Source organism: Candidatus Pelagibacter communis (assembly GCF_001180225.1).
GTDB lineage: Bacteria > Pseudomonadota > Alphaproteobacteria > Pelagibacterales > Pelagibacteraceae > Pelagibacter > Pelagibacter ubique_D.
In genome coordinates this window covers 1-611 of record NZ_CVST01000050.1, presented here as the reverse complement: position 1 = coordinate 611, position 611 = coordinate 1, and the positions used below count along the sequence as shown (strand labels likewise).

The following is a 611-nucleotide window of genomic DNA, read 5'->3' as shown; positions in this document are numbered from 1 at the left end:
GGCATCAAATCAGCAGATGAAATAAATACTTTGGCTTCTCTACTTGGCATAGATTTGCCATTTGCAAAACAGTAAATTCTAGAATGTTCTAAAAATCTTCCAATAATGCTTTTTACTATAATGTTCTCAGATATATTTTTTAATCCTGGCCTCAAACAACAAACTCCTCTAACAAACAAATAAATTTTAACGCCAGCATTTGACGCTTCGTATAGTTTATCAATTATATCCGGGTCGACTAATGAATTCATTTTGGCCCAAATTTCTCCATTCTTCCCTTTTTTGGAATTTAAAATTTCATTATCTATTAGTTCATTAAGTGTTTTTCTTAAGTTTATTGGAGAAATGGAAATTTTATTAAGATTTCTTGGTTTGGCATAACCTGTAACGTAATTATAAAACTTTTCTACATCAGATGCTAATTTCTTATCAGAACTGAATAATGATAAATCTGTATAAATTTTTGCATTTACAGGGTGGTAATTGCCTGTACCCAAGTGAATATAAGTTTGAATTTTACCTTGTTCTCGTCTTAATATTAATGAAGATTTTGCATGCGTTTTGTATTTGGCAAAACCATAAACAATTTGGACGCCAGCTTTCTCTAAGCT

At 30.4% G+C, this 611-nt stretch carries 1 pseudogene; it reads right to left on the bottom strand.

Annotated features, from left to right (window positions below):
- Window positions 1-611, bottom strand: a pseudogene (locus AMN99_RS04225) (RNA degradosome polyphosphate kinase); the annotation flags it as partial.